The 1,528-nt window shown below is 69.2% G+C and carries 1 protein-coding gene; it reads left to right on the plus strand.

Annotated elements, in window-relative coordinates; genetic code table 11:
- The first annotated feature begins 260 nt into the window (after window positions 1-260).
- Window positions 261-1,502 (plus strand): IS110 family RNA-guided transposase, encoded by a 1,242-nt coding sequence (locus Val02_RS46915; RefSeq protein WP_203905881.1) that lies wholly within the window; start codon window positions 261-263, stop codon window positions 1,500-1,502.
- The last annotated feature ends 26 nt before the right edge of the window (window positions 1,503-1,528 follow it).

Here is a 1,528-nt window from a genome sequence, read left to right on the forward strand (position 1 = left end):
ACCGCCCGCTCATTGGTTGACCATGGGGTGGCCCGGTGGTGTGGTGGCCGGGTGGCGTCTGGTCCGTCGGGTCATCGCCTACCGCTTGGATCCCCCTTTGTTGAGGGCCTGCGGGAGTGGCTGCGGGGTCTGGCGGTCCGGGACATCCCGACTGGCGACAGGGCTACTGCGCCGTGGAGCGCCCGTCAATGAGCGTCCGGCAGTGATGTCCCGAACCTTCAGATGCCTTCCTCTACTGGTTGAGCAGCGAAGAAGGCTTTATGAGTGTGACGGAAGGACTGGCCGTGCGGCCAGTGGTGACGGTCGGGGTCGATTGGGCGAAGGACAACCACGCCGTGTGTGTCTGCGATGGTGACGGCGTGGTGGTGGCGCGGCTGGTGGTCGCCCATTCGAAAGCGGGTCTGGGCCGGCTGGTCGAGTTGTGCGGCGGGTTCGAGGTGGCCGGGGTCGGGATCGAACGTCCGGACGGGCCGCTGGTCGATGTGCTGCTGGCGGCCGGCGTCACGGTGTTTGTGATCGCACCGTCGCAGGTGAAGTCGTTGCGCCGGCGTTACGGCTCGGCGGGGAACAAGGACGACCGCTTCGACGCCTACGTGTTGGCTGACACGGTGCGCACCGACCGGCGGCGGTTGACCGCGTTGGCCCCGGACACGACGGCGACGGTGGCGTTGCGGACGTTGGGCCGGGCCCGCAAAGACCTGCTGCGGTATCGGGTCGCGATGGCCAATCAGCTGCGGGCCCATCTGGACACGGCGTTACCGGGCCTGGTCGGGTTGTTCCGCGATCTGGACGCCCCGGCGAGTCGGGCGTTCATCGCCGAGTACCCGACCCAGGAGGCCGTCGACCGGCTCAGCATCGCCGATCTGGCCGTCTGGTTGAAAGCCCACCACTCCCAACGCTGCGACCCGGTCAAGCTGCACCGACACCTGAGCGACGCGCCACCCGGCGCTGTCGGCGCCCACGGCCGGGCGCTGGCCGGGATCACCCGCGCCTACCTCAGCATGTTGAACGCGGCCTGCGAGCAGATCACCGTCCTGGAACAACAGATCAGCGACGCTCTCGACAGCCACCCGGACCGGGACGTGTTCACCTCACTGCCCCGGGCCGGCACCGTGCGCGCCGCCCGGCTCCTGGCCGAGATCGGTGACGCCCGCGGCCGATACCCCACCCCGGCATCGCTGGCCGGCCTCGCCGGAGTGACACCCTCGACCCGCCAGTCCGGAAACGTGCGGGTCGTCGCGTTCCGCTGGGCGGTCGACAAACAACTCCGCGACGCCGTCTGCGACTTCGCCGCCGACTCCCGCCACGCCAACCCGTGGGCCGCCGACCTCTACAACAAGGCCCGCGCCCGCGGCCACCGACACCCACACGCCGTCAGAATCCTCGCCCGCGCCTGGCTCGACGTCATCTGGAAATGCTGGACCACCCACACCCCCTACCAACCCGACCGACACCGCGCCCTACAAACCCTCCTCAACCAAGATCCACAACCCACCGGTTGACACAGGGCACTCCCGCGCGCACCGCT

The organism is Virgisporangium aliadipatigenens (genome assembly GCF_016863615.1).
Classification (GTDB): Bacteria; Actinomycetota; Actinomycetes; order Mycobacteriales; family Micromonosporaceae; genus Virgisporangium; species Virgisporangium aliadipatigenens.